Source organism: Lacinutrix undariae, assembly GCF_052934785.1.
On record NZ_CM128809.1, the window covers coordinates 2,366,533 to 2,385,873 of the forward strand.

Below are 19,341 nucleotides of genomic sequence, written 5' to 3' on the forward strand. Positions count from 1 at the left end.
TAGCTTTTTTAGCATCTCAGTGATAGTGAGGGTTTAGAGCACTTTGGCATCGTCTGAAAAATTAAAGCCATTTAATAATGATTTCACCTCCATTTTTCGTTTTCCAGGTAGTTGTATTTCTTTTACAACAATGTAACCGTTTTGTACTGAAATTTTTAACTCATTTTTATCAGCTATAATTTTTCCAGTTTCATGGTTATGTGATTCTATTTCCTTTTCAATACCAAAAATTTTCACATTCAACGTGTCATCGTTGTTTTTTAACTCACACCAAGCAGAGGGAAACGGGTTTAAGCCACGTATTTTATTGTAAATGGTATCTAAAGGTTGCGACCAATCAATCTTAGTGTTTTCTTTATGTAATTTGTAAGCTGTTTTTAAATCGCTATTTTGTGGTTGTACTGAGGTGGTGATGTTACCATTTTCAATACGTTTTACGGTTTCAATTACTAAAGCGCTACCAAGCGTCATTAATTTATCGTGAAGCGTTCCTACGGTCTCGTTTGGAGTGATGTCTATTTCTTTTTGTAAAATAATAGCTCCCGTATCAATTTTATCATCAATAAAAAAGGTGGTGACTCCTGTTTTTGTTTCGCCATTAATAACGGCCCAATGTATTGGTGCTGCTCCTCTGTATTGTGGGAGTAAAGAGGCGTGTAGGTTAAATGTACCTTGTTTAGGCATGCGCCATACCACTTCTGGTAACATTCTAAAGGCTACAATAATTTGTAAGTCGGCTTCTAGAGCTTTTAATTCTTCAATAAACTCTTCAGCCTTTAAATTGGTAGGTTGTAAGATGTTTAAATTTTGCGATTGTGCGTATTTTTTTACCGCAGATTCGTTTAATTTTCGCCCACGTCCTGCAGGTTTATCGGGAGCAGTAATAACTCCAACCACATTATAGTTGTGTTCAACGAGCGTTTTTAAGGTGTCTACAGCAAAATCTGGAGTTCCCATAAAAATAATTTTTAAGCCGTCTGTCATGTGTGTTTTAATTTATAAGTGTTTGTTGGTGTAATGTCTAATATTTGGTGTTCTACCAGTAATTTTATGATGTGTAATACCTCTTTTTCGTTATAGGATAAGGTTTCAATAAGTTGCCTTGAAGTTAATGGTTGTGATTGTAGGGCAACGATTATGCTGTTTTTAATTGTTTTGAAATCAACATTGTTTTTTTGTTTCTCTTTTGAAAGACAGACCGAACATATCCCGCAATTTACATTGCTTTCTTCTCCAAAATAGTTAAGTATTTGAATGTTTTTACACAGCTCGTTATTACTTGTGTAAGAAATTACAGCTTGTATTTGATTGTGTTTTAGTTCGTGCTGTTGTACCACGTTTTTTGCAATTCTATTGATGGTTTTTTCGTCTTCACGAGGTTGTAAAAAGGTGATTTCAGAATCTGTATTAGAAAACTGAAAGGTTACAATCTCATCTTTTTCTAATTGTTGTAAGGCACCAATAATTTGCTTTTCGCTAGCGCCTGCTTTTTTTTCGATTAACGAAATATTAATTTTCAGTAAATGCTCAAAAATTCCCCCATAGGTTCTTAAAATAGATTTTACAATTACCGAAAACTGCTGATGTGTTTCCATATAGCTAAACAATGCTTTATTGCTCACTATAAACTGTAATTTACTACTGTAATTAAATTGTTGAGATAAAGAGATAATACTATTTCTATCTAATAATTGCAGCGCATTATATGTAATGGCAGGTTTAAATTTATAGACTTTACAAAAATCAATAAAGTTGAATTGTTGAGAAACCTGGGCACCTTCACCATAAGAAATCTGAAAATAATTACAGAGCTTTCGGTAAATGAGTTTTAAATAATCAATAGATGGTAAGCTGTTTAAAAACTGATGTTTTAAATGGTCGTCATCCGATTTATTTTTCAGAATAACCGCAAATGCTTTTTCGTTATTTCTACCTGCTCTTCCGGCTTCTTGGTAGTAGCTTTCTAAGCTTTCGGGTAAGTTTATATGAATTACCGTTTTTACATCAGGTTTATCAATTCCCATTCCAAAAGCGGTAGTGGCTACCATGATTTCTTTTTGGTTATTGGTCCATTGGTGTAAACGTTCTTCTTTATCTTTTGTATTTATTCCACCGTGAAAAAAAGTGCTCGAAAATCCTTTGTCATTCAATAAATTATTGATTTCAATGGTGGCTTTTCTATTTCTAACATAAATAATAGAAGGGCCTTTATGTACTTTTAAAATTTGAAGTAACTTGTAGTTTTTATCTTCGGTTTCTAAAACAATATAGGCAATATTTGGTCGTGTAAAAGAGGCTCTAAATATTTTTGGAGCTATAAAATCTAATTCTTTAATAATTTCGGTAACTACCTCAGGTTTTGCGGTTGCTGTAAGTGCAATAACGTTTACTGTAGGGTGTAATTCTCTTAAAATAGAAATGTTTTTATAAGCGGGTCTAAAATCATTTCCCCACTGGCTGATACAATGCGCTTCGTCAACCGCAATAAGGTTAACGTTCATTTGTTGTATGCGATCTTGTACAAGTTGTTGTTGCAAACGTTCTGGTGATAAGTATAAAAATTTATAATTACCATAAATACAGTTGTCTAAAAGGGTATCTAGACGGTCAAACGAAAGTCCGCTAGTAAGCGCCATAGCTTTAATGCCTTTTTCGTTTAAATGATTTACCTGATCGTTCATTAATGCCACCAATGGTGACACTACAATACAAATTCCTTCTTTTATAAGTGCTGGAATTTGAAAACATACTGATTTTCCTCCTCCTGTAGGTAGCAAAGCAAAAGTATCTTCGTTTGCCAAAACCGCATTGATAATGTCTTCTTGTAGCGGTCTAAAAGAGGTGTGATTAAAGTATTGTTCTAAAACTTGTATAGGATGTTGCATCACTATAAATTTAGCGATTCTAAAATAAAGTTGGTACGTTCTTCAATAGTTCCAAAGGGGACATTAACTAAATGGTAGTTAAAACGCTTGTAGGCGGCCACTAAATGTTTGTGAATTTCAACGGCTTGTTCAAAGTTTTCATAACGCTCAGAGTCGCTAACAAAAATGTCTTCCCAAGGCGCTAAAATAAACACTTGTGTATAAGGTTTTTCGGAGCATCCAGCAACAAATTCATCAGGATAGGTGTCACCAATATAATCCATGTATGCAATAATATCAGGAATTCCTCGATCTAGAAACACGATTTCAGAAGTGCTTTTTTCAGCCGCATCATACTGATCTATTCTTCCTTTTAAAAGGCGTTGACTAAACAAAAGCGGCTCTGTTAAAAAGAGTTGCTCTGTTCCGTTTTCTCTAGCATCTAGGATGACTTGACGCGATATTTCATCAAAGCAAAAATGCTTTCTATGTTTTAATTCATTTATAATAGAAGATTTCCCCGTTCCTGGTCCTCCTGTTATGACAATTTTATGTGTACTCAATTTGGCAAGATTTTAGCTGTAAAAGTAGTAATTTAAAAATGTATCTTTACACTCCTAAAAAAAAATCAATGTCAGATAATAATAAAGCCGAAGAATTTTATAAAAAATTAAAAAGTCAATTATACGATACAGCGACTTGGCCGTCAGAGTATTTATATAAATTTATAGTAAAAACAGACTCTCATAAAATAGCCGAAATTGAAGGTTTATTTAATGATATGGGAGCTGTAATTAAAACGATGCCATCAAAAAATGGGAAGTATACAAGTATTTCTATTGATGTAACGATGAAAGATCCAGAAGCCGTTGTTGAAAAATATCAAGAAGTGAGTGCTAATGTTGAAGGTGTAATTAGCTTATAATCCTATAGGCGAATAGTTTCAACTATTCATTTTTTTTTGTATTTTGCACACCTAATGCATAACTTACTACATGCATTAAACACAAATACTACACATTTTTTTATTTTGATAGACAATTTAGAGTACAATACAGAGCGCGAGCATTTAATTATTCCTGAGTATGGAAGACATTTGCAGAAGATGATTAATTATGCAAAAGCGCAAGAGACCAAAGAAGAACGTAATAAGGTTTCGAAAGCAATTATTGCTGTGATGGGGAATTTGCAACCACATTTACGTGATGTTCCCGATTTTCAACATAAACTTTGGGATCAGCTATTTATTATGGCTGATTTTGATCTTGATGTAGATTCACCATACGATAAACCTTCTAGAGAACAAATTCAAGCAAGTCCTGAACCTTTAGAGTACCCGCAAAGTTATCCGAAATATCGTTTTTACGGAAACAATATTAAGACGATGATTGACGTTGCTAATACATGGGAAGATGGAGATCTTAAAGAGGCATTGGTGTTTACTATTGCTAATCATATGAAAAAATGTTTCTTAAATTGGAATAAAGACACCGTAGAAGATGCGGTGATTTTTAATCATTTATTTGAACTGTCTGATGGTAAAATCAACTTAAAAGAAGGAGAAGAAGACTTATCTGACGCTACAAGCTTGCTTAAATCAAAGAAAAAGTATACTTCAAATACTAAAAAACCAGTTCATAAGAAAAGCAACAACACTAATCGTAATACTAATAATAATAGAAAACGCTACTAACATTATATGGCTACATTTATAATAGAAGGAGGTCACCAATTAAAAGGTAAAATACAACCTCAAGGCGCAAAAAACGAAGCATTACAAATTTTATGTGCTGTTTTATTAACACCTGAAGAGGTAATCATTAACAATATCCCAGATATTATTGATGTTAATAAATTAATAGCATTACTAAAAAAACTAGGTGTAAAAATTAGCAAACTCGGTAAAGGATCATATTCTTTTAAAGCTGATGAGGTTAATTTAAAATATCTTGAATCTGCAGAGTTTAAAGAAGACGGAAAAGGATTAAGAGGTTCAATTATGATTGTTGGCCCTTTATTAGCACGTTTTGGAAAAGGGTATATCCCAAAACCAGGAGGTGATAAAATAGGACGTCGTCGTTTGGATACGCACTTTGAAGGTTTTATAAAATTAGGCGCTAAATTCCGATATAATCGTGAAGATTATTTTTACGGTGTTGAAGCCGATAAATTACAAGGAACTTACATGCTTCTTGATGAAGCTTCAGTAACAGGAACAGCAAATATTGTTATGGCTGCTGTTTTAGCTGAAGGTACTACAACTATTTACAACGCCGCTTGCGAACCTTATTTGCAACAATTATGTAAGATGTTAAATCGCATGGGAGCCAAAATCTCTGGTGTAGGATCTAATATGTTAACTATTGAAGGTGTTGATCATTTAGGCGGAACAGAGCATCGTATGCTTCCTGATATGATTGAAATTGGAAGTTGGATTGGTCTTGCGGCTATGACTAAAAGTGAACTAACTATTACTAATGTAAGTTGGGATGATTTAGGGCAAATTCCTGATGTGTTTAGAAAACTAGGGATTACTATTGAAAGAAGAGGTGATGATATTTACATTCCTGCTCATAAAGATGGTTACGAAATACAAAATTATATTGATGGGTCAATCTTAACTATTGCAGATGCGCCATGGCCAGGGTTTACTCCAGATTTATTAAGTATTGTTTTAGTGATTTCTACACAGGCAAAAGGAAGTGTGCTTATTCATCAAAAAATGTTTGAAAGCCGTTTATTCTTTGTCGATAAATTAATTGACATGGGGGCAAAAATTATTCTTTGTGATCCGCATAGAGCTAGTGTTATTGGGCATGATTACCAATCACAATTAAAAGCAACAACCATGACATCGCCAGATATTAGAGCGGGTGTATCTCTTTTAATTGCTGCATTATCTGCAAAAGGCACATCTACAATTCATAATATTGAACAAATAGATAGAGGTTACGAAAATATAGACGAAAGATTAAGAGCTATTGGCGCTAAAATTACTAGAGTAGAAGGTAATTAATCTCAGTTTTCATTATAAAATATAAAAGCCTTGATATTGTATCAAGGCTTTTTTTTATTGAGCTTTTTAGTTTAATGCCGCTTTGTAGGTTGTTAAGCAGCGTTCTCTAGCTTCTTTATGATCTACCATTGGCGTAGGATAGGTAAGTTCTTGAAACTCTGGAACCCATTTTTTTATGTATGCCAAATCACTATCAAACTTCTTAATTTGTGTTGTAGGATTAAAAATTCTAAAATAAGGTGCTGCATCCACACCGCAACCGGCTACCCATTGCCAATTACCAACATTACTTGCCATTTCGTAATCGTGAAGTTTTTCGGCAAAATAAGCTTCTCCCCAACGCCAATCAATCAATAAATGTTTACATAAAAAACTACCAACAAGCATGCGTACTCTATTATGCATAAATCCTGTAGTATTAAGTTCTCTCATTCCTGCATCCACTAACGGATACCCCGTTTTACCTTCGCACCATAATTGAAATTCTGCTTCATTATTTCGCCATTTAATTCCGTCGTATTTAGGTTTAAAACTATATGTAAGCGTTTCAGGGAAATGCCATAATATTTGTGTAAAAAACTCACGCCATATTAATTCTTGCCAAAATATCTCATTAGTTTCAGCTATAGCTTTTGCAACCATTTTACGAATACTAACCGTACCAAAACGCAAATGAGTTCCTAGTTTTGATGTGGCATCTTTTGCAGGAAAATCTCGTTTAGCTTCGTAATCTTGTATTAGTGTTGAAGTGACTTTGTAAGGGGCTATTTTCTGATTAGATTTTGAAAAACCAATAGCTTCTAAACTTAAATTTGGTTGTTTTGTGTCTTCAATTAAATTATTAAAATAGGCTGAAGTATCAAAGTTATCGAGTGTAATGGTGCTGAATTTGGTTTTCCACGTTTTCATAAACGGTGTGTACACTAAATAAGGTTTACCATCTTTCTTGGTAACTTCATTAGTCTCAAAAATCACATGATCTTTGTAGGTTTTTAATTCAATATTATAAGCATTAAGCAGTGTGTTTATTTCGGTATCTCTAGTTTTAGCGTAAGGTTCATAATCCCTGTTGGTAAAAACAGTGTCAATATTATACGTTTCGGCAAGGGTTTTAAAAACGGTTTTAGGCTCATTATAAAACATCGCTATACTACTTCCGTAAGAATTTTGCAGCGTACGGTTTATTTCCTGAAGTGTTTCATGTATAAAATTTACACGGGCATCATCTTTAGCTAAGTTTTCTAAAATATTTTTATCAAAAATAAAGATTGGTAATACTTTCTTATCACTTTTTAAGGCTTCAAAAAGGGCTTTATTATCATCTAATCTTAAATCGCGCCTAAACCAAAATATGTTTACCGATTGTTTTGTGTTATTTAAAGTTTCCAAAGCGTTCTATAAGTTTATGTTGTCTGTATTCAAAAATACTTTCAAGTTTAGGTTTTACAATAATAGGATGTGCGAGTTGGCCTAAAATTCCGAAGGGAAGTTTATAATCTATAATATCTTCCATCTCCACGCCGCCATCTATTTCATGAATAAAATGTTTATGATGCCATAAGGCATAAGGACCAAAACGTTGCTCGTCAACAAAATATTTTTTGTCTTTTACATGCGTAATTTCTGTAACCCATTTTGTTTTTATTCCCAAAACAGGTGTGACTATATATTGAATAATTTGCCCTGGATACATGGCTTTTTCTGCTCCCGAAAGAATATCAAAACTCATATAATTGGGTGTGATTTCTTTTAGGTTTTTAGGGTCGCATAAAAATTCCCAAGCGGTATCTACCGAGATGGGTAACTTTTGCGTTTTATGTAATCTGTAAATTTTCATTAATTATAAATTAAAATATAGGCATTTAGTGATGTTGCAATACAAAGCCAAATCATGTACGGGAGTAATAAATATCTTGTGTTTTTGATGTACTGCTTTTGGTATTTGAAAAACATATAAAATAATACTGCGGTTAATGTTATTATAGTTATTAGCCCTAGTGTAACCCAATGCTGATTGAAAAACACATAGTTCCAACTTACATTTAAAACTAGCTGAATCCCGTAAACTATTTGTTTTGATATGGTATTAAAGCCTTTAAAAAGATAGGCTAAATACACCGAAAAACAAATCATTATGGTTGTCCATGCCGCTCCAAAAACCCAACTTGGAGGTGTCCAAGGTGCTTTGTTGAGGTTTGTGTACCAACTAGCGGTTGGTCCGCTATCCATTAACCAACTCCCTAGAGCTAATGCCCCTAAGTTGAGTACTAAAAATAAGATAAGGAGTTTTGTGAATTTCATTATTTTAAATGCTTAGTAATTTTTGAACTTAAAGGCGTGGTGGTGGAATAAAAATAATCTATTAATCTGCCATTTTCATCCACTAAATATTTTTGAAAATTCCATTTTACAGTAGAATTTTTAGCGCCATTAATTTCTTTTTTAGTTAACCATTGGTAAAGTGGGTGTTGCTTTTCGCCTTTAACCTCAATTTTTTCGGTCATTAAAAAACTTACGCCATAATTTACCTGACAAAAAGAAGAAATCTCTTTCTCTGTGCCAGATTCCTGACTACCAAATTGATTACATGGCAAGCCAATAATAACTAACTGGTCTTTATAAGTGTCATGTAATTCTTGTAATTCTTTGTATTGTGGCGTAAAACCGCAAGCAGAAGCCGTATTTATAAACAGTATTTTTTTCCCTTTAAAATCAGAAAGATTTATAATAGCGCCAGTTAAACTATGTATTTTAATATTATAAATAGGATACGTTGGCGCTTTGGGTTTTGAGTAACAGTTGAAAAAAAACATAATATATAATTAAGCGAGTGTGTGATAATTATTGATTTTAATTTCTTTTGATTTTAGATCGTGCATTAAATTGTAAAGTCCAAAAAATGTACGATTCATATAAATAAAATGTTGTGACCCTCTGTTTCCATTCATTTTTCTGATGCTGGTGTCTTTTGAATATTTTTCACCCAAATCACTAATTTGCTTAAAGAATTCTGGATCTGAAAAATCAAAAACTTCAGCTTGTAATGGTTGTATGAAAATGCGAAGTAATTCGCCAAACATATCGGTAAAAAAAGCTTGTTCTTCTTTGGTATCGTCTTCACGAATAATTTCTAAAGCAATAAGTTTCTCTTTAAATAATACAGGATTTGTTAATGTATCTTTCTGTACTAATTCAAAATAAGGGATGTAAAATGTTTCAGGAATAACCTTCATACACCCAAAATCTAAAGCAATTAATTTGCCTTCTTTCGACACTAAAAAATTACCAGGATGCGGATCTGCATGTACTTTTTTTAAGTTATGTATTTGATACATATAAAAATCCCAAAGTGCTTGACCTATTGTGTTTGCTACAGTTTCATTGGTGTTATGAGCTGTAAACTCCGAAAGATGCTCACCTTCCATATAATCCATAGTGATAATACGGTCAGAGGATAACTCTTTATAATATCTAGGAAATAAAAGGTTAGGAATATGCGCACAAGAGTCCACAACTTCGTTACTTTGTTCTACTTCCAAAATATAATTGGTCTCTTCAATAAGTTTTCCTTCAACTTCTTTAAAGTATTTATCGGAGTCTTTCCCTTTCATATTAAACATTTTCATGGCAATAGGTTTTACCATTGCTAAATCTGTTGAAATACTATCTGCAACTCCAGGATATTGAATTTTCACAGCCAACTTTTTGCCGTCTTTTTCGGCAATATGTACTTGACCAATACTCGCTGCATTTACTGCTGAAGTATCAAAACGATCAAAAATAGCCTCTGGAGATTTTCCAAAATACTTTTGAAAGGTTTTAACTACCAAAGCGGGAGATAAAGGCGGTACAGAAAACTGTGATAGCGAAAATTTATCTACATAAGCTTGTGGCAGTAAACTCTTTTCCATACTTAACATTTGTGCCGCTTTTAGCGCACTTCCTTTAAGTTGTTTTAGGCCGTCGTAAATATCTTCGGCGTTATTATTATTTAAACGCTCTTTGGCTTCTAACTCCGTTTTAGTGAGTTTGTCGCCATAATATTTTAAATAATTTACACCTACTTTTGCGCCGGTTGTTACCAGTTTTGAAGCGCGTTGTATTTTTGATGTCGGAATTTTATCTAAAGTTTTCATAGGCTTATTTGGTTTGGATTTTTTCTTTAAATAGAAATTTTCCTAAATCAACAATACTTTTTAACGCTTCGGTGTTTATTAAATCGAAACTGGTATTAACAGATTTTTCAATAAAAATATCTGTCTTTTCAAAATCTGCCGATGTATCGTCCATCCAGAATTTCATAGTTATTAATAATTGTACCCATGCCGATTCACTAATTGCTTTTTGCTGAAATTCTTTAACTTTTTCTTGATCAATAGAAAAGGTTTCTATTTTTAAAGCTGTGATATAAGCCGTAAAATGCTGTCTTAAATTAGATAAGGTTTTCAAGCTTTTTAAATTTGCTTTTCCTTTCTCTAAACTCATAATTACATAGCTTCTATTGGCTGTTAAGTTTCCAAAAAATGTATAATAGAAACTCAATAGTTTGTTTCTAGAATCAAAACTTTCGTAATCTTCACTCTTTTGCAATGTTTTTAATGTTTCGGTAAAAAAAAGTTCAAAAACTTTTATTTCTAAAGCTTCAAAAGAACTAAAGTGTGTATAAAATTCCTGTTCTTCAATCTCTAATTCTTTAGCATAACTGTATACCGATTTTGGTTTTTCACCATGAATTAGTACATAATCCATGTAATGAGTGATAATGTCTTCTGTCGATTTTTTTTTCTTTTTAGCCATAACCTTCTATTTATGATATAAAAATACGAAATGTTTAAGGTTTTATTGTTAAAGTTAAACAAAAGTTTTAAAGGAATATTATTTCAGTACTAAAATGGAGATAAAATGGCTGTTTAAATTATAATAGGATCAAGTTATTTTTAAGGTTTTGTTAACGTTTTCAGGCAGACTAATATGTAACTTTATGCCAATAAATTTAAAAAGAAAACTATGAAAAAGATTTTACTTTTAGTTGCTGCTATTACATTTTCATTTACTGTAAATGCGCAAATTGAAACACCACAACCAAGTCCTTTTAGTAAGGTAGAACAGAAGGTAGGTTTAACTGATATTACTTTAGAGTATTCTCGTCCGGGCGTTAGAGGAAGAGAGATTATGGGTGATTTAGTGCCTTTTGGAAAAGTATGGAGAACAGGAGCTAACAACAATACAATAATTACTTTTAGTGATGATGTAACGGTTAGTGGGCAAACTTTAAAAGCTGGTTCTTATGCGATTTTCTCTAAACCAGGAAAAGACAATTGGGATATTTACTTTTACACCGATACGAGTAATTGGGGAGCGCCTCAAAAATGGGATGACAGTAAAGTAGCTGCAAAAGCAACTGTTAAATCATTTCCAATTCCTTATAATGTAGAAACATTTACTATAGATATTAATAGTATTTCTAATAATGGTGCAAGTTTAGAGATTATTTGGGGAAAAACTTATGTTGCAGTTCCTTTTAATGTACCAACTGATGCAAAAGTTTCTACGGCTATTGTAAATACAATGAAAGGCCCATCAGCTAGAGATTATTACGCTTCTGCAGTATATTATTTTGAAGAAGGAAAAGATATCAAACAAGCTAAAGAATGGATTGATCAAGCTATTGAAATGACTGAAGCTCCTGCATTTTGGCAGTACAGAAAACAATCATTAATTTATGCTAAAATTGGAGATAAAAAAGGAGCGATTAAAGCGGCTAAATTATCTCTTAAAGGTGCTGAGAAAGCAGGAAATCAAGATTACGTGAAAATGAATACAGATTCTCTTACAGAATGGGGAGCAATGTAATATTTAATTATATATATCAAAAAAGCGCAGCCGTTAGGTTGCGCTTTTTTTATGAAAATAGGTGTGTAGTTAATAGTGTAAACCTATAGTTTTACTTACGTTTTGTAATGTTTTTATAAGTGTTTTACTAAACGCAAATGTCATAATATCACTTTCGGTTTTGCCTTCTCTTAAAAGTTGATTAAAATGAATAGTTTCAAAATTATAACCAATAGTTGTGCAGTCAAAATTTAAAGTGTTTTCAATGCCATCATTTGTTGTAATTGTAATATTTGATGGTTGATGAAATCTGGTGTTTAAAGTTATTTTAGCCTGTTGGCAATAAAAAACAGCTTCGGTAGGTGTTTGTTCTAAAAGTGTACTTTTTAAATAAGCCTTTACATCGTTTTTATAGTTGAAAACCATATCACAGGTTGCATCAACGTTATTATCAAAAAAAGTGGCTTTTGCGTCTATACTTTCTGGGGTTCCTAAAGTTGAAAGTGCTGAAAATACAGGATAAATTCCAATATCTAAAAGACTTCCTCCACCTAACGATTTTTTAAACACCCGCGAACTCATGTCTATTTCGGGTTTAAAACCAAAATCCGATTCTATTTTAAGTAATTCTCCGTAGGTTTTAGTGTCTAATAATCTTAAAAGTTCTTGGTAATGCGGTAAGAAGTACGTCCAAAGCGCTTCCATTAATAAGACCTTATTTTCTTTTGAAGATTTAATCATTTCATCCACTTCTTCTGGATTCATAGCAAATGGTTTTTCACATAATACCGCTTTTTTATGTGTCATGCATAAGATGGCGTGTGCTTTATGAAAACTATGAGGCGTCGCAATATATACCGCATCAATATTTGGGTCTTTTGCTAGATCTTCATAAGAATTATAAGCTATCTCCGCATTATATTTTTTGGCAAAAGCTTTAGATTTTTCTTCACTTCTAGACGCAACAGCATATAGTTGTGCCTCTGGAATGGTTAATAAATCTGTAGCAAATTTATTAGCAATTTTCCCAAGACCTATAATTCCCCAACGTATCGTTTTATTTTTCATTCAATTTTAAAAGTGTTTGAGTGATAAATGCAAGAATAATGACTAAGAAACATCCAAATAAATTTAACCATAAATATGGCATCCAATCATACCACCATCCAATAATTACAATGGCTTGTGTTACTAATGCGGCTATAAAAACGGCATTTCCTTTTACGTATTTAAAGAAAAATGCAAGGAGAAAAATCCCTAAAACATTTCCGTAGAAGATAGATCCTATAATATTTACAAGCTGAATTAAATTGTCTGCTAAATATGCCACACAGGCAATAATTATGGCTAAAACTCCCCATCCAAATGTGAACCATTTTGTAGCTTTTACATAATGGGTATCGTCTTTTCCTTGCGCAAAACTTCGCTTGTATAAATCTAATGAGGTTGTTGATGCCAGGGCATTAAGTTCACTAGCGGTACTAGACATGGCAGCACTTAAAATTACAGCTAGTAGTAAACCAATAAGTCCTCGTGGTAGATTATTCAATATAAAATGAATAAATACATAATCTTTATCATTGGTTTCAACGCTTACTAACTTCTCGTCGGCAGCTTTTTGAATTAATACTTTTGCCGCTTCTCTATTTGCTTCGTCAGCAAGATTTGATTGATGAATTGCTTCTGCATATTTTACATCGTTAGTTGCGACATAGCTATCAATATTCTGTTTTTTAGTTTCAAATATTGCGGCTTGTTTTATTTTTAAATCCTGAAAATCTTGAGCGTATGCTGAGTTTTCAATCGCTTTTTCGGCAGCAGGATTAAAGTTAATAGGGGAGTTGTTAAATTGATAAAAGACAAATACCATAACTCCAACTAGTAAGATAAAGAATTGCATTGGTACTTTTAAAAGTCCATTAAAAATCAATCCCATTTGCATTTCTTTAATTGATTTCCCTGAAAGATAACGTTGTACTTGACTTTGGTCTGTACCAAAATACGATAAGGCTAAAAATGTACCACCAATTAAACCACTCCATAGCGTGTAACGGTTTTCAAGGTTGAAAGAGAAATCTAAAATATCCATTTTTCCACTCGCTCCAGCAATATCTAAAGCTTTTGTAAATGTGATATTTTCAGGCAGGTAACTTATAATTAAGAAAAATGCGATAAACATTCCTGTAAAAATCACCGTCATTTGATGCTTTTGAGTAATGCTTACGGCTTTTGTTCCTCCGGAAACGGTATAAATAATTACTAAAACACCAATAATGATATTTAAATATGTAAGGTTCCATCCTAAAATTGCTGATAAGATAATTGCTGGTGCGTAAATTGTGATTCCAGCAGCTAATCCACGTTGAATTAAGAATAAAATTGCCGTTAAACTTCTTGTTTTAAGGTCGAATCTGTTTTCTAAAAACTCATAAGCAGTATAAACTTTTAGGCGGTGATACAGAGGAATAAAAACCATACAGATAATCACCATTGCTAATGGAACCCCAAAATAAAATTGCACAAACCCCATTCCGTCATGGAAGGCTTGCCCAGGTGTAGATAAAAATGTGATGGCGCTTGCTTGCGTTGCCATTACTGATAAACCGATGGTCCACCATTTTGAAGAATTTCCTCCACGTACATAATCTTGCACGTTTTGCCTTCCTCTAGTTTTCCAAGTTCCGTAACCTACAATGGTTAGTAAAGTTGCTGCTAAAACCGTCCAATCTAGCCAATCTAATGTATTCATAATTAAAACGATTTCATGATAAAGTAAAACACTGCGATGTAAAATATATTAGCTAGTAATACTAATGAGTATAGCTTTAGCCAAGGCTGTTTTTTGTGTTGATTTTCTGACATAATTATAAATTATTGTTTGCCTATAGACAGCATATTAGCGAATAAACGATAGGCTCCAGAAACGCCTTCTGGAAACTCTCTAAAGAAACTTAAACCGGTGTAAATAAAATAACCTTCACCGTGTTTTGCAACAAGTAAACTTCCTTTTTTCGCGTTTTCCCCTTTATCGTGCATTGATAAAATAGGTGTAAACTCGCTTCCCCATGTGTTTGGAAAATATAAACCACGTTCTTGTGTCCACCCTTCAAAATCTTTTGAGGTGATTTTATTTGGGTAGTTTAATAGAGAGTGATTAGGTGCTAGAAAAGTAACTTCTGCAAATTCATTGGTAACACGATCTCTAGATAATTCTAATTTATATGGTGCTAAATTATCGATTTTTAAACCTCTGCTTGTGTTGTATTGCACAATCATATTTCCGCCTTGAGCGACATAATCAAACAATTGTTGTTGTTTATATTTTAGAGTTTCAACAATATTATAAGCTCTAATTCCTACAACAATTGCATCAAATTTGGCTAAATTTTCGGCATTAATATCTTCAGGTTTAATTGTGGTAACCTTATAGCCAATTTGTTGTAAACTTTCTGGAACCACATCTCCGGCACCTTCAATATACCCGATATTATGACCTGTTTTTTTAAGATCTAATCGTACTAATTTTGCGCGACTTGGTAATAAAACGGTTTGATAAGGAATGTGATCGTAATTAATTTCTGTAAGTCCTGAAGAATAAGAATTTTTACCTACTGATATTTTAGGTTTCATTTCACCTTCGTTAGAATTTTTAGGTGGAATTACCGTAAACACAACCGTTTGTTCTTCACCTTTATTCTGAATAGTTATTTTTTGTTGCTTTGGAAAAACGTCCCATCCGCTAGTAGTTGCAATTGAAACAACAGCTTCCATATTGTTAATTCCAGCTTTTACAAGTACTGGAATTTCTTTTTGTTTATCATTTTCAAAAATAATAACACTCTCCGTAAATTTTACAGACGCCTGAGGCACGATTTCAAAAGGTTTATAAACTTCTCCTTTTACAGGATCGTTAGTTTTGTACACAACATCTTTAGTGAAAGATATTGGCGTATTGGCAATAGTTAAATTAAAGGTAACTTGAAAAGCTCTTGGCGTTACAGGCTTGCCAATAAGGTTTTTATCGGTTACGGAGTACATTCCTAAAGTGCTATTTTGCGTTAACCAATACGGGGTAGTAACGGTTTGGTCTTCGGAAATTTTTATAGTATCGGTAAATTTAAAGTCGATATTATTAGTAAGATCTAGGTCTTTTTTAATTTCATGATTGCCCGTATTGTAACTTCTAAGTGTCATTGCAGTTGTGCTGCGGTTTATTGTTTCAATATTAATAGAAATTTGTTCACCAGGTGTTGCAAGGTTAGTTTGTGCAACAGCTTCTAAGTATAAACCTGAACAGGCAGCAATAATAGCTTTGATTTCTTTGGTTTTAATCGTTTTCCAATGGGTGTCTTTTAAATTTTGAATATGTTTATAAGCCAACATTAACTGCGGAATTGAGGCTGAAGGATTTGTAAAATCGAAATCATTTTCAACAGCTTTTAATACGGTTTCAATAATTGCACCACCTTCAACACGATTCCAAGAGGTATCAATTCCTTCAAAAATATTAGATTTATCAGAAGGCATTGTTCCTTTTATAAGTTCGATATATTCTTTTTCAGATCCACGAGTTCCGGTATTTCCAAAACCTTGAGATTTATGTTGACTTCTACTTAAAGCTGCAATTTCAGAATTACTTAATCCGCTTGATGGGTAATAAACTCCAGTGTCAAATTCTAATAAACCGCTTTTATCGGCAGCGTCAAATTTTTCTTGACTTCCGTAAAACCACCAAGATGCGTTAAAAAACAAACGTTGTGGTTGCCATGTGCTTGTAGTATTTAATTGTTGTGGGTATTTTGTGTTATCGTTTACAATATCAAAAGCCTCTACACTAAGCATTGCAGAACTTGTGTGGTGACCGTGTGTGGTTCCTGGGCTTCTGTGATCAAAACGGTTGATAATTACATCTGGTTTAAATTTTCTAATAGCTAAAACAACGTCGCTTAATACTTCTTTTTTATTCCAAATAGATAAGGTTTCATCTGGGTGTTTTGAGTACCCAAAATCATTAGCGCGTGTAAACATTTGTTGACCACCATCTATAGCTCTTGCTGTTAATAATTCTTGAGTTCTAATAACGCCTAAAACTTCTCTTATTTCTGGGCCAATTAGATTTTGACCTCCATCTCCACGTGTTAAAGATAGGTAAGCGGTACGTGCTTTAACTTGGTTAGACATGTAAGATATTAAACGCGTGTTTTCGTCATCTGGATGTGCTGCAACATATAAAACTGAGCCTAGAAAATTTAACTTTTTTATAGATTGATGGATTTCTGAAGCGTTAGGTTTCTTTGGTTGTTGTGCGTAAATAGATAGCGTAGAAAAGCAAGCTAATATAGCGTGGAGTAAAATTTTTTGCATGTTTAGTGTTTTGTAAGCACTAAATATAATAAGAAAACCAGCGCAATGGCTGGATTTAATTTTTCTTTAACTTAATACATTCGTGGGCTACAACGAAATCTTATATCGCATCTGTACCATCATCATGATAATCGTCAATAGCATCTTTTTTAACCAACGTTACTGCTTTTTGTAGCATTAAATTATTAGGGTAGGTGACTAAATCACCATTATCTAATCTTAAATGAAGTTGAAAAGCTCTAATGTCTTCAATGATGGCTTCAATAGGGAAATCTTTATCGTGTATTTGTATTTTATCTCCAACTTTATAAGGAAACGAAAAAAACATGATTACTCCAGAAGTGATATTACTTAATATAGACCAAATAGCGAATAGTCCAATTCCAATTACAGCAAAAACAGATGAGAAAATTAAGGCTAAATCTTTGGGTTGTGCACCAAAAATAAAGGCTTCAATTAGCATCGCTATTAAAAATAGCGTGACGGTTACATATCTATTAATAAGTTGAATTCGCGCTTGATTGATACCGCTTGTTCTTCCTATTTTTCTGACACTAAATATAATGATTAAGCGGATTACAAATAGAATAGTAAGTGCTATAACAGAATCAATTAATTCGGTTTGATAGGTTTGAAAAAACATGGGCTTATGTTTAAAATTTAAACGACAAAGATACATGAGAAATGTACACCAAATTAAAAAGACTTTCTTTTTCTACTGCACCAATTCGTTAAGTGTTTTGTAGACTAAATGTGTGGGTAATCCTACAACATTAAAATACGATCCTTCAATTTTTGTAATTCCTATTTGTCCAATCCATTCCTGTATGCCGTAAGCTCCAGCTTTATCAAAAGGTTTACAGGTATTTATGTAGTAGTTTATTTCAGTATCAGTTAAAGCTTTAAATGTCACTTTTGTAATTGCATGTACCGTTTTTTGTACTGTTTTAGTAGTGAAAGTTACAGAGGTTACCACATCGTGAGTAGCGTTACTCATTGATTTTATCATTGTAAAAGCTTCAGTAGCATCTTTAGGTTTTCCTAATGCTTTATTATTATGCCAAACAATAGTATCGCTAGTAACAAGTATACTGTTTGGAGATAAATCTGTAAAGGCAGAGGCTTTTAATTCGGATAAATAATCACTTATTTGTGTATGTTTTAAATGCTCAGGATAGACTTCATCTATAGGTTTTAGTTGAATTTGGAAATCCAATCCTAATTCTTTAAAAAATTGTTGACGTCTTGGTGATCCTGAAGCCAAAATTAATTGATGCGATTTTAGTTTTTCGTTAAGCATTAAGGGAGTAGTATATATTTAAATAAAGGTAATGATAGCATTCCTAGTAACATTACTATTTTTAAAAGTGAACTTATAAAATGGTAATCTTTTTTTGTTTTAGCTAAAAATATTTTGATAGTCACAAAAATTAATGGCGCTGCGATAGCTACTAAAAAGTAAATCACGGCTATTTGTTGCTGAAATAAATAAGTAATAATATAATGGATTACTGCAGCGAGTGGTAAAAATGATAAGGCAAACACTATTTTTTTAGCACGTTCTCTACCTAAAACGATAGGGAGTGTTTTTATGCCTGCTTTATGATCGCCATCAATATCTTCAATGTCTTTAATGATTTCTCTAATAAGATTTATTAAGAAAGCAAACAGAGAATAATCAAAAATGATTTTTAAAAAGGTGAGCTGCGTGGTTTTGTTAGCTTGTGTTACTGCAGGAATAAGATCAAAAACTCCTACAATAAGTACTGTTAATCCTACTAATATTGAAATGATAATATTTCCTGCTAAAGGGATTTGTTTTAACGAAGTAGAATATACATATAATAATGCCGAAATAATTACAAAAATTATAAAAAACTTACTCTGCCCGATAGCTGTCGCTAAATAAAAACCAAGAGCAACACCTATAATATTTAACGCAATATATAAGTTATATGCATTTGCCTCACTTATCTTTTTTCCAACAATAACAGTGTTTGGTTTGTTGATGTTGTCAATATCTACATCATAAATATCGTTAATAATATTTCCTGCGGCAGCAATAAAAACACTAGCTAAAACTAATATTAAGAATTCAGAAGCACTTAAAGCGGTAGCGATTCCGAAAGGTTCAAATAAAGCGTATTTAATTAAAGTTTGCACTAAAATTATAAGAAGGAGGTTTTTCCAACGGATAAGCGTTAATATATCTCGCATGACAATTATGGTGATTTTAATGATTTAAAAGAGGACTATTTTTTTAAA

At 32.7% G+C, this 19,341-nt stretch carries 19 protein-coding genes; 4 read left to right on the forward strand and 15 right to left on the reverse strand.

Features of this window, described 5'->3' with window-relative positions:
* Positions 1-33 precede the first annotated feature (33 nt).
* Genes fmt through ACU4C5_RS10585 form a run of 3 tightly spaced genes read right to left on the reverse strand, consistent with a single transcriptional unit; the run spans position 34 to position 3,427 of the window.
* Positions 34-984 (reverse strand): methionyl-tRNA formyltransferase, encoded by a 951-nt coding sequence (fmt, locus tag ACU4C5_RS10575; protein ID WP_446844180.1) that lies wholly within the window; start codon positions 982-984, stop codon positions 34-36.
* On the reverse strand, positions 981-2,885 hold the full coding sequence (locus tag ACU4C5_RS10580) for a RecQ family ATP-dependent DNA helicase (protein ID WP_446844181.1): 1,905 nt from the start codon (positions 2,883-2,885) through the stop codon (positions 981-983). The genes fmt and ACU4C5_RS10580 overlap by 4 nt, the downstream gene beginning before the upstream one ends.
* A 2-nt stretch (positions 2,886-2,887) precedes the next feature.
* Positions 2,888-3,427, reverse strand: a complete 540-nt coding sequence (locus ACU4C5_RS10585) for an AAA family ATPase (protein ID WP_446844182.1) — start codon at positions 3,425-3,427, stop codon at positions 2,888-2,890.
* Positions 3,428-3,495: 68 nt separating this feature from the next.
* On the opposite strand from ACU4C5_RS10585, the gene ACU4C5_RS10590 reads away from it, so the two are divergent.
* The 3 genes from ACU4C5_RS10590 to murA all read left to right on the forward strand — a co-directional run bounded on the left by ACU4C5_RS10590 (position 3,496) and on the right by murA (position 5,880).
* On the forward strand, positions 3,496-3,789 hold the full coding sequence (locus ACU4C5_RS10590) for a DUF493 family protein (protein ID WP_446844183.1): 294 nt from the start codon (positions 3,496-3,498) through the stop codon (positions 3,787-3,789).
* A gap of 105 nt (positions 3,790-3,894) precedes the next feature.
* A complete protein-coding gene (locus tag ACU4C5_RS10595) occupies positions 3,895-4,557 on the forward strand; it encodes a DUF4290 domain-containing protein (RefSeq protein ID WP_446844184.1) in 663 nt (220 codons plus the stop codon).
* A 6-nt stretch (positions 4,558-4,563) separates the two neighbouring features.
* Positions 4,564-5,880, forward strand: a complete 1,317-nt coding sequence (gene murA / locus ACU4C5_RS10600) for a UDP-N-acetylglucosamine 1-carboxyvinyltransferase (RefSeq protein WP_446844185.1) — start codon at positions 4,564-4,566, stop codon at positions 5,878-5,880.
* A 66-nt stretch (positions 5,881-5,946) separates the two neighbouring features.
* On the opposite strand, the gene ACU4C5_RS10605 is transcribed toward murA, so the two are convergent.
* From ACU4C5_RS10605 to ACU4C5_RS10630, 6 genes are read right to left on the reverse strand one after another with little or no spacing between them, the layout of a single operon-like run.
* Positions 5,947-7,269 carry a cryptochrome/photolyase family protein gene (locus tag ACU4C5_RS10605; protein ID WP_446844186.1) on the reverse strand — a complete coding sequence of 441 codons (1,323 nt, stop codon included), beginning with the start codon at positions 7,267-7,269 and terminating at the stop codon, positions 5,947-5,949.
* Positions 7,253-7,717: an SRPBCC family protein gene (locus ACU4C5_RS10610; RefSeq protein ID WP_446844187.1), complete on the reverse strand. Its 465-nt coding sequence runs from the start codon at positions 7,715-7,717 to the stop codon at positions 7,253-7,255. The genes ACU4C5_RS10605 and ACU4C5_RS10610 overlap by 17 nt, the downstream gene beginning before the upstream one ends.
* Complete coding sequence (locus ACU4C5_RS10615; RefSeq protein ID WP_446844188.1) at positions 7,717-8,181, reverse strand: TspO/MBR family protein; 465 nt, start codon at positions 8,179-8,181, stop codon at positions 7,717-7,719. The genes ACU4C5_RS10610 and ACU4C5_RS10615 overlap by 1 nt, the downstream gene beginning before the upstream one ends.
* Positions 8,181-8,693 (reverse strand): glutathione peroxidase, encoded by a 513-nt coding sequence (locus tag ACU4C5_RS10620; protein ID WP_446844189.1) that lies wholly within the window; start codon positions 8,691-8,693, stop codon positions 8,181-8,183. Before ACU4C5_RS10620 ends, ACU4C5_RS10615 begins: the two co-directional genes overlap by 1 nt.
* A 9-nt stretch (positions 8,694-8,702) precedes the next feature.
* Positions 8,703-10,016: an ABC1 kinase family protein gene (locus ACU4C5_RS10625; protein WP_446844190.1), complete on the reverse strand. Its 1,314-nt coding sequence runs from the start codon at positions 10,014-10,016 to the stop codon at positions 8,703-8,705.
* Between the two features lie 4 nt (positions 10,017-10,020).
* On the reverse strand, positions 10,021-10,677 hold the full coding sequence (locus ACU4C5_RS10630; RefSeq protein WP_446844191.1) for a TetR family transcriptional regulator C-terminal domain-containing protein: 657 nt from the start codon (positions 10,675-10,677) through the stop codon (positions 10,021-10,023).
* 210 nt (positions 10,678-10,887) lie between these two features.
* On the opposite strand from ACU4C5_RS10630, the gene ACU4C5_RS10635 reads away from it, so the two are divergent.
* On the forward strand, positions 10,888-11,733 hold the full coding sequence (locus tag ACU4C5_RS10635) for a DUF2911 domain-containing protein (RefSeq protein ID WP_446844192.1): 846 nt from the start codon (positions 10,888-10,890) through the stop codon (positions 11,731-11,733).
* 69 nt (positions 11,734-11,802) lie between these two features.
* Here the strand turns inward: ACU4C5_RS10635 and ACU4C5_RS10640 are convergent, their stop codons facing one another.
* The 6 genes from ACU4C5_RS10640 to ACU4C5_RS10665 all read right to left on the reverse strand — a co-directional run bounded on the left by ACU4C5_RS10640 (position 11,803) and on the right by ACU4C5_RS10665 (position 19,293).
* Positions 11,803-12,780, reverse strand: a complete 978-nt coding sequence (locus tag ACU4C5_RS10640; protein ID WP_446844193.1) for a Gfo/Idh/MocA family protein — start codon at positions 12,778-12,780, stop codon at positions 11,803-11,805.
* Complete coding sequence (locus tag ACU4C5_RS10645) at positions 12,770-14,461, reverse strand: sodium:solute symporter family protein (protein WP_446844194.1); 1,692 nt, start codon at positions 14,459-14,461, stop codon at positions 12,770-12,772. The genes ACU4C5_RS10640 and ACU4C5_RS10645 overlap by 11 nt, the downstream gene beginning before the upstream one ends.
* A 122-nt stretch (positions 14,462-14,583) precedes the next feature.
* Complete coding sequence (locus ACU4C5_RS10650) at positions 14,584-17,076, reverse strand: PIG-L family deacetylase (RefSeq protein ID WP_446844195.1); 2,493 nt, start codon at positions 17,074-17,076, stop codon at positions 14,584-14,586.
* Positions 17,077-17,176: 100 nt separating this feature from the next.
* On the reverse strand, positions 17,177-17,719 hold the full coding sequence (locus ACU4C5_RS10655; RefSeq protein ID WP_446844196.1) for a mechanosensitive ion channel domain-containing protein: 543 nt from the start codon (positions 17,717-17,719) through the stop codon (positions 17,177-17,179).
* 72 nt (positions 17,720-17,791) lie between these two features.
* The gene (locus ACU4C5_RS10660; protein WP_446844197.1) at positions 17,792-18,376 is read right to left on the reverse strand and encodes a Maf-like protein; all 585 of its coding nucleotides are present in this window, start codon (positions 18,374-18,376) and stop codon (positions 17,792-17,794) included.
* Complete coding sequence (locus tag ACU4C5_RS10665; protein ID WP_446844198.1) at positions 18,376-19,293, reverse strand: geranylgeranylglycerol-phosphate geranylgeranyltransferase; 918 nt, start codon at positions 19,291-19,293, stop codon at positions 18,376-18,378. Before ACU4C5_RS10665 ends, ACU4C5_RS10660 begins: the two co-directional genes overlap by 1 nt.
* Between the last annotated feature and the right edge of the window lie 48 nt (positions 19,294-19,341).

Excerpts from the sequence above, each read along its gene's own strand:
- fmt (WP_446844180.1), bottom strand. The coding sequence starts at position 984 with ATGACAGACGGCTTAAAAATTATTTTTATGGGAACTCCAGATTTTGCT.
- ACU4C5_RS10580 (WP_446844181.1), bottom strand. The coding sequence starts at position 2,885 with ATGCAACATCCTATACAAGTTTTAGAACAATACTTTAATCACACCTCT.
- ACU4C5_RS10590 (WP_446844183.1), top strand. The coding sequence starts at position 3,496 with ATGTCAGATAATAATAAAGCCGAAGAATTTTATAAAAAATTAAAAAGT.
- murA (WP_446844185.1), top strand. The coding sequence starts at position 4,564 with ATGGCTACATTTATAATAGAAGGAGGTCACCAATTAAAAGGTAAAATA.
- ACU4C5_RS10610 (WP_446844187.1), bottom strand. The coding sequence starts at position 7,717 with ATGAAAATTTACAGATTACATAAAACGCAAAAGTTACCCATCTCGGTA.
- ACU4C5_RS10615 (WP_446844188.1), bottom strand. The coding sequence starts at position 8,181 with ATGAAATTCACAAAACTCCTTATCTTATTTTTAGTACTCAACTTAGGG.
- ACU4C5_RS10620 (WP_446844189.1), bottom strand. The coding sequence starts at position 8,693 with ATGTTTTTTTTCAACTGTTACTCAAAACCCAAAGCGCCAACGTATCCT.
- ACU4C5_RS10625 (WP_446844190.1), bottom strand. The coding sequence starts at position 10,016 with ATGAAAACTTTAGATAAAATTCCGACATCAAAAATACAACGCGCTTCA.
- ACU4C5_RS10630 (WP_446844191.1), bottom strand. The coding sequence starts at position 10,677 with ATGGCTAAAAAGAAAAAAAAATCGACAGAAGACATTATCACTCATTAC.
- ACU4C5_RS10635 (WP_446844192.1), top strand. The coding sequence starts at position 10,888 with ATGAAAAAGATTTTACTTTTAGTTGCTGCTATTACATTTTCATTTACT.
- ACU4C5_RS10640 (WP_446844193.1), bottom strand. The coding sequence starts at position 12,780 with ATGAAAAATAAAACGATACGTTGGGGAATTATAGGTCTTGGGAAAATT.
- ACU4C5_RS10645 (WP_446844194.1), bottom strand. The coding sequence starts at position 14,461 with ATGAATACATTAGATTGGCTAGATTGGACGGTTTTAGCAGCAACTTTA.
- ACU4C5_RS10650 (WP_446844195.1), bottom strand. The coding sequence starts at position 17,076 with ATGCAAAAAATTTTACTCCACGCTATATTAGCTTGCTTTTCTACGCTA.
- ACU4C5_RS10655 (WP_446844196.1), bottom strand. The coding sequence starts at position 17,719 with ATGTTTTTTCAAACCTATCAAACCGAATTAATTGATTCTGTTATAGCA.
- ACU4C5_RS10660 (WP_446844197.1), bottom strand. The coding sequence starts at position 18,376 with ATGCTTAACGAAAAACTAAAATCGCATCAATTAATTTTGGCTTCAGGA.
- ACU4C5_RS10665 (WP_446844198.1), bottom strand. The coding sequence starts at position 19,293 with ATGCGAGATATATTAACGCTTATCCGTTGGAAAAACCTCCTTCTTATA.